The organism is Vreelandella lionensis, assembly GCF_044543515.1.
In the GTDB taxonomy this organism is placed as follows: Bacteria; Pseudomonadota; Gammaproteobacteria; order Pseudomonadales; family Halomonadaceae; genus Vreelandella; species Vreelandella lionensis.
Genome location: NZ_JBITWC010000047.1, coordinates 1 through 7,739 on the forward strand (window position 1 = coordinate 1; position 7,739 = coordinate 7,739).

Here is a 7,739-nt window from a genome sequence, read left to right on the forward strand (position 1 = left end):
TTGAATTCTTCAGTGTAACGGGGACGGCTCATGGATCCTCCTAGATACCTTTAGTATAAGGCCTGGAGGTGTCTATGAAACCTGGGGCGATTCATCCACAGCATCTTCGCCTCCTACAAATACCAATTGAAGGAGATAAGCACTTTCGCTGGCATGAGCAAGGCTGAAACCATGAAGCGTCAGTTTTTCTAAAACTGCATCAAAGGCGTCTTGCAGAGCAGGACTTTGTGCTTTAAAGGGCTCAACAATCAGCTTGTCAATGGTTGTCTGATCTTCTGGATCGCCGCTGATGAAGACCTTTGTAGTTATAATTTTCTTCTTGTTGTAGTGAAGCCGTACGGCGACCTCAGCTTGTTGATTGCGCTCAATGAATTTTATTACCACCTGAAATGGATACTCGTTCCACTCTCCAATGCGCCATGCTGATTTCTCAAGGCGCTCGTTCAAAGCCAGCAGCAGGGGCAATAACTCGGTATCGCTAAATCCTGGAGGTGGAACAATAGATGCTTCTTGCTCTTTCGGCTGCCGAGCAGAGTCGTAGAACAGTCCTCCTGCACTGACGGCAAAAGGCCCTACTCGGAGATCATGGGCTCGGCTTACAGTGGCGTAAATCAAGGGTGTGAGCGCAGGCATCTGTCGAACGACCAGCTGTTCTTCAGCGGTGGTAGAGGCAGTATATAGCCAACGAAAATAGTCAGCATTGTTAGGTTTCCCACCCGAAGAGCTGCGGGATGCGTTCACCCACACGCAGGGCCAATGTCGCCCCTGAGCTCTATGCAGCGTCATTACATGCGCAGGACGAATCAGAGCAGCAGTAGCATAACCCTGGGCTTGTAGAATCTTGTATTCGTAACGGTCATAGCTTGCACGGGCTTCCGCGTAGGCTGGATCTTTCTTATCTGGCAGCCTTGCCTTCTGTTCAGCTAGCAATGGTTTGGCAAGCTGACGGGCCAATACCTGTAATGCAAGCACTTGGTCTGTGGTCAGCTCAGGACGCTCTGCTTCATAGAAATCTGTCAGATAACGGAACGTTACCTCACCGACACCGGGTAAACGACAGTGAGCAAGCTGAAAGTGCAGGTAGGTAGGCTTGCTTCTTCCGCGTAACTGCACACTATGTGTTTCAATCCCCTCGTCAACACCGTCAATAAGCGCTATTTCGCCAGCACTTATCCAGCGCAGTTCAGAGCTCGCCCAAGTTTCAGAATCAGCAGTAATGATCGGTGTACGGTTGTAGAAATCGACCCTATCCCTGATACCCAATCGTAATGGACTTGTGTGGCCCAGAATTCTAGTTTTAACAGCAGCGTTGATTTTGCGGCTTTGTTCATGAGTAGCACAAAGCAGAATAGATTCCGCGCGCACATTACTGACGTCTGGTTCCCAGTTAGTCTTGTTGCCCTCATGCTGGATCTGCAATCGATTTCCAACAACACGGGGCAAAGAGTTGAACCGAGTGTTGATCACCCGGCTGACTAGGTGGGATTGAAACTGACTTAACGCATCTTGCGGATCAGGCACAACCTGCTCAGACAATAGCTCCCCCACCACAGACAGCTGCCGATGTTCCAACAAGCTATCGCTCATCAGGCTACGCTGCTGCGAGCCACGCGGAGTCTGGTATGGGTCGCCGATAACCACAAATGGGGCTTTATACGATTCTATTACTGACAGAAAATCCTGAATCAAGTGACCAGTACCATAACGCCTGTCGGTTGTGTTGAATTCTTCGTCACTCAGCAGGTGTGCATCAACAAGAACAGGAATCTGGCGTGGCGACAATAAGCCTTGTTTTATTTTGTGAACACCGATTTTGCGGTCATTTATGATCTCAAAATTGTCTGGCTCACGGCTATATAACCAAGTGTATATGGATGTGGGCTGTGCCTGCGAATGATGATAAGTGCCGGATAACCGCGCACTGGGAGTAAGAAGCAGCACTTCGTATCCAGCAGCGCCAATTTCCTCTACTATGTAGGGAAATAGAAAGCGCTTCCCCGTTGAAGCCATGCCAGCTAAACGGAATAAACCGGTCGCATTCTGTAACCAGTGACGTAACTGCTGTAGGAGCACGCTTTGTTGATGTGTGAAGGCAACGTTTGTGCTCGTATCTTCCAGCCTTTCACCCAGTAGTCTCACGTCGGGTACGCCAGCTGGTTCATAGTGCTCAATACCCAGCTGCTTGATCATTCGCTCGATACCTGTCGGAGGCAGCGAAATCTCCTTACTCACTATGGCGTCCAGATCCCTAACAAGCTGACGTTTATCAGTGATATGAAACCAAGGCTTGATGCCACCGGGTAGGTGGCCTGCATCAAACTCTACCGCTCCATCAAAAACGACCAATGCTGCAGTATGCCGCCAGTTACAAGCGGTATTGAGATCAGCCATGTTGCGACTAAGAAAGTCGATCAGGGCATGTTTATTGATCGTAAGCTGGCGTAGTGGGTTAACGCTGGCACCGCCTTTAACTTCCACACTATGGCCGGACTCATCAGTCATCACCCATGGCCCACTTTCAGAAAACGCCAGGGTTCCACTGAACGCCTTGAAATCAATAATGATCAGCGCGTTGGGCTTTATGACCAGCGCATCCAGTTCCCGGCCACCAACGTAAAAATTGGCTAACAAGCGCCAATCTTGATTGGTGGACAGACAATGCATGCTAAGAGCATCGTACAGTCGATCGAACGCCTTGTTTTCATGCGTGTGATCAAACTGTTTCCCGCGATATGCCTTCAATGCCATCCTTGCAATTCCTTAATTTTCGGCAAAGATATGATTAGCCTGCCTTTTCACCTGTCACCGCCTTCACTTCCGCCAGCAAATCCCCAAACTTCCCATAGTTCACCTTCACCCCGTCATCCAGATCCAGCGAAATGCGTTGGTCGGCATAGTGACGCAGCTTCTCGTCGAAGGTGTTGAGTTCGGTTTGCTGTTTGTAGAGCTTGCTTAGCTCTTTCTCGATGCTTTTGGCTTCACGGCGGCGGAGGTGCTGGCGTCTTTGTCTTGTTCTAGCTTTTCCTCGTAGCTGGCGAGCTTGGTGGTGAGCGGGATGACGTAGTCGGTGCGCATCTCAGCCAGGGCGCTTTCGTTGTAGCGGCGAATGCTATCCAACAGCCAGTCTTCCTCGGACGCGAGTTCCGCGTGAGGGAAGTAGAGCAGCGTCGGCGCCTCTGGCTCACCCAGCTCCAGGCTCATTTTTACGCCCAGGGTCGACTCCCGCGCCATATTGAGTATCTGCACACCGTCGAGTGACAGCTCGAGCAGCGCATCGGCAAAATGGCCCGGGGCGTCGTACCAGAATACAATCCAATGCATGTCAGTGAAGAAGGCGTACTGAAGCACCTGCTGGAGTTGGTCGCGCTGCATCTAGCCTCCTTGCCGATTGAACACAGTAAAGTTACTTACCGCCAACATCGCGGAAACAGGGATGAAAAACTCAATAAGGCAGCTCTTCATGATTCATAGGCGTCCTGGATTTCATGCCTGAGGGCTTTGACCTCATTTAATAGTGATGTGATCTCTTCAGATAGCTCCGTACTATTTTCGGCCTGACTTCTAATTTCGTCTAAAGATTTATCGATTTCACTGATCGGTTCTAAAAAAGCAGAGGCAATAAAGGTTAAAACCTGTTCATCAAACACATCTTTTGTACTTTTTGCATACTCACGAAACCCCTTCCGAATATCACGCCTAATTTGCAAGATTTTTTTCTCTTGCTCAGCTTTCTGATAATCATCAAGGATTTGCATACCAACACCTAGGACTGCCATTGCTGGGCCAAGAAACTTTGCTCCTTTGCCGATCTTATCGGCAATTTTCACGGCTTCCCATGGACCAAACTTATAGTTGAACAGCTTCCCAACGCCTTTTACTATATCGTGAAGCTGGCTACCTGAGACCCCCCCTAAACCTGACTTACCAGATGCACTTATTGCACTCTTTGAAATAGCAGAGAAACCTTTTTCTGCTGATGTTAAAAGGCCTTTTGTGAGCGGATTACTTAGCAATAGTGGGTCATTACTTGAAAAACCACTTAAATCACTTTCGCCCGACCTTAAGTCAAGTTCTTTAGCATCTCTTAGAGCCTCCATAACTTTGATGGCCGCTGGTGTTGTAGCAAGATCTGCCAGCTCTTTTTCCAAGTCTTCAACGGTTTCAATAGAAACTTCTTTAATGCTCTCCATTGCAGAATCTGTAAGTTTTTCACACTCATATATTGCTTGATCTTGAGATCTTTGAAATTCGTCAGAGTCACTACCAATGGAGTCAGCAAGTTGGTTACCATTTTCTGTAACGCGAACATCAAAATCGTCAAGGATTGCTCTTACTTTCTTTTGATAACCACGCTTATTGTTGTTGAAAATTCTCTTATATTGACTCAAAACACTAACAACACCTCTACTCAAAGGGTTGTCAATAGTCAAGCTGTCAACCCTATCTTGCAATTTATTTTGATATGTCTGAAGTGGCGTGGTAAGTCTTGAATAAATTCCTTTTCTTGCAACAAAACTATCAATTTCTTTAATAAATCCATCACGATTTGAGATCGCTATTAGCTCTTTTCGTTCTTCTTCATCCTCTTCATCTAAAGCATCAAAGTAGGACTCAGCATCCGTAAAAACAATAGGAAAATCTTCTGGTATTTTTGGTTCTAAAACCTTCGTTATTCCAGAAATCTTTGTTTCTTTGTTGGCCGCATCACTTTCGAATTTGTTAATGATTATCATCAATTCATTGGCTCGACCTTTTTCGAAACAAAGGTTCCGGAAAGAAGCGCCCACGACATCATCAAAAAGCTCATTGGTGATTACATAAGCAATGAGATCTGCTCTATCAATTGCATCAAGTGCTTTTACATCGTGGTCTTCACATTGCCCTGCTAGAATGCCTGGTGTATCCCAGATTGATAGAGAGTTGTATCTGTATTCTGCAACAGAGTCGGTTGTTACACCTGCGCCAATTTTTACACTGTCATTGCTCGTTAGCATCTTTATTAAAGAAGACTTTCCTGCGCTATATTGCCCCGCAAATACTATGCTAAGACGCGAGGAATCCTTATCTAAGGTTGATAGATCCCCGTTACCATCGACACTTCCTAACAATTTGACTACACGACCGCCAAGTTCATCAACTTTATTTGTGAATATGCTATAAAAAATGTCCGTCATTTTTTTACTCCAGGTTAATCGCTAATAACATTAATTTGGCATGAACAAAGGGCGGCAACCATTTTTATCCTTCTATGGTCTTTTCCAATAACCTTGCCCACGTTATCTTTCTTCACACTGATTTCAACAGATTTCTCATCGAAAACACTAACTTCTTCAACAAGACCGCGGTATAAGTGTGAAATCTTACTTTTTATATCTTTATCATATACTACTCGTACATTTTCTCTCATTGCCAAGCCCAATGACCGCAAAAGCGATGAGTCCCTAAAATAACCATCAACGATGAAATAGCACGCATAGCCAGGGACTCTGACTATTTTTTTCACTCTGGGAATTTTAAAGTGCTCGCCAGTTATGACAAATGCAACTTTATGCAATAGTCTAATATTTATCTCTTGAGCCACGTTATTTATTTTCTCCTCTTTTTCTTCAAGATTTTTAGAGATCTCTTTTATAGAGCTACACAATACAAGTAAATTGTTTTTAGCTGGACTGACTAACTCTTTTTTTATTTCTTTTTCAAACCACATCATGAGACTTTCTTTTGTTTTAGACTTACTTTTCTCAACCTCTTCAAGAAGGCTCTTTCTCTGCTTTGACTTTGCTTCCTTAAGTTTTTTATCTCGGCTATCAGAAAAAAATGAAAAAATGCTAAACGCAATAGCAATGCCAGCGGCAGCCCAACCCACAGGGTTCCATGCATTCAAAAATGCAACAGAACTAATAACAGATGTTATCGCGGCACCCCATCCATTTATTCTTCGATAATCTGCTTCGTCAAAGCTCCCGCCTTGATGTGAAATTTCAAACGATAAAGTGATGTCTAAGCTTTCATTCATTTCTTTTTGAAATTCATTTATCTCGTCTGAAACTTCTTCTACAATATCTTTAGTTGCTTGCTCAATTTTATGAGGTATATTGAATTTCTTACAATGTGTTTCCCATTGTTTGCTTGGGCTCTTGCTTTCAATGTGATCGTCAACAAAATCAGCAATGGAGTTAACAAGAGGCTTGAAGGCAGAATCAACCTCCTGAGCTAATCGCTTTGGTAAGTCACGCTCTACCTTAGACTGCCATTGAGACACCCTACCTAAACTTGATTCGTACTGCTCAAGCAATTTATCAAGTCTATCACGCTGACTGAGCAGAATAATTCTCTGTGTATCAATATGATGAAGAGTAGAATCTAGAAAAGTTTGGACGCGCCTTACAGGACCGCTAACTTCCACTTCTTTCTGGAGTTTCTTTAACAGCAAATCGATGTTGCTTAGTTCATGTAGTTGCTTAGACTCTTCTCCCTGCATCTTATTAGCGAGGAAAGCTGATTGAGCATGGATGGCAACCACACTTATATTATTTGGATTCATTCCAGCTCGACCAGCCAAATCTTTTAATCTTTCAACATGACCATCTATAACATCTTCTTTATAGATATATTTAGCTGGATTTTTAAGCGCTCTACGCCGATTGCCTTCGCTCTCTAAATCCTTCTTCATATTCATAACAAATATGAGAGGCTTATTTAACTTACAAACATGCTCAAGCTCAGTAAAAGTAGTATCTTGGATACTGTCACTATTCAGTAAAAACAGTACAACATCCGATAACTCCAATATCTCCCTTGCTATCTCAGTATCTTCTTTTCCGTCATAAGCCCCAAAACCTGGAGTGTCAATAATTCTTAAATTATTCCATTCGTATTCTTTTACATCACGTGTTGTTCTCTGCGCACCCTTACCTATCGTACTTCCATCACCATGAGTGATTGCTTCTCGTATAGTGCTCTTGCCTGACATGGTTTTCCCAAACAACATGACATTAAAAAAACCCAACCTTTTTTTCTGGTTTTTCAGGCTGTAATTGCGCTTTTCTTCTAATGCTTCGTATTCCTTATCCAGGTCATCCTTGATACTCTGAAGGCCAACTCTAAGCTCGCTAGTTGTGGCTAAAGAATCGCTTGCATAATCAACAACTCGCTTAAGGTCTATGCTCAAATCTTTTATGGTTGTGTCACAACGACTGAGAAATTCTTGAGATGCCTTGTATTCGCTACCCGCCATCGTTCGGCAACTATCTAGTGATGCTAGATATTTTTGATACGCTGTCACTATAAAACCTCTTTTCTCATGGTCTTGAATGCCTGAATAATCAAGTTATAAGGTTCTAGATAAAAGAAGATGAACTATGCATCTTTACCAACCACCGCCTTCACTTCCGCCAACAAATCCCCAAACTTCCCGTAATTCACCTTCACCCCGTCATCCAGATCCAGTGAGATACGTTGGTCGGCGTAGTGGCGGAGTTTTTCGTCGAAGGTATTGAGTTCGGCTTGTTGTTTATAAAGCTTGCTTAGCTCCTTTTCAATGGCTTTCGCTTCAGCGGCGGAAGTGCTGGCGTCTTTGTCTTGTTCTAGCTTTTCCACGTAGCTGGCGAGCTTGGTGGTGAGCGGGATCACGTAGTCGGTGCGCATTGAACCGTACCGGCTTTCTCGGAGACCCGTTAGTTTGAGTCAAGCAGCCTTATTTGCCTGACTCTGTTGCTCATAATACATGGCTTCTCGCT

Annotated in this window: 5 protein-coding genes; all 5 read right to left on the minus strand. The window is 44.4% G+C overall.

Translation table 11 applies throughout. From position 1 onward, the window contains the following. Positions 1-72 precede the first annotated feature (72 nt). Positions 73-2,748, minus strand: coding sequence for an NERD domain-containing protein (locus tag ACIGG6_RS18160; RefSeq protein ID WP_399846523.1), 2,676 nt, complete (start codon positions 2,746-2,748; stop codon positions 73-75). A gap of 204 nt (positions 2,749-2,952) precedes the next feature. After that, the gene (locus tag ACIGG6_RS18165; protein ID WP_399846524.1) at positions 2,953-3,372 is read right to left on the minus strand and encodes a hypothetical protein; all 420 of its coding nucleotides are present in this window, start codon (positions 3,370-3,372) and stop codon (positions 2,953-2,955) included. Positions 3,373-3,458: 86 nt separating this feature from the next. Continuing rightward, positions 3,459-5,174: a LeoA/HP0731 family dynamin-like GTPase gene (locus tag ACIGG6_RS18170; protein ID WP_399846527.1), complete on the minus strand. Its 1,716-nt coding sequence runs from the start codon at positions 5,172-5,174 to the stop codon at positions 3,459-3,461. 14 nt (positions 5,175-5,188) lie between these two features. Continuing rightward, the gene (locus tag ACIGG6_RS18175; RefSeq protein ID WP_399846528.1) at positions 5,189-7,285 is read right to left on the minus strand and encodes a GTPase; all 2,097 of its coding nucleotides are present in this window, start codon (positions 7,283-7,285) and stop codon (positions 5,189-5,191) included. A 74-nt stretch (positions 7,286-7,359) separates the two neighbouring features. Beyond that, positions 7,360-7,647 (minus strand): hypothetical protein, encoded by a 288-nt coding sequence (locus tag ACIGG6_RS18180; protein WP_399846530.1) that lies wholly within the window; start codon positions 7,645-7,647, stop codon positions 7,360-7,362. Between the last annotated feature and the right edge of the window lie 92 nt (positions 7,648-7,739).

What these genes read in the sequence shown, in the direction of transcription:
- ACIGG6_RS18170 (WP_399846527.1), bottom strand. Translation starts at nt 5,174, where the DNA reads ATGACGGACATTTTTTATAGCATATTCACAAATAAAGTTGATGAACTT.
- ACIGG6_RS18165 (WP_399846524.1), bottom strand. Translation starts at nt 3,372, where the DNA reads ATGCAGCGCGACCAACTCCAGCAGGTGCTTCAGTACGCCTTCTTCACT.
- ACIGG6_RS18180 (WP_399846530.1), bottom strand. Translation starts at nt 7,647, where the DNA reads ATGCGCACCGACTACGTGATCCCGCTCACCACCAAGCTCGCCAGCTAC.
- ACIGG6_RS18160 (WP_399846523.1), bottom strand. Translation starts at nt 2,748, where the DNA reads ATGGCATTGAAGGCATATCGCGGGAAACAGTTTGATCACACGCATGAA.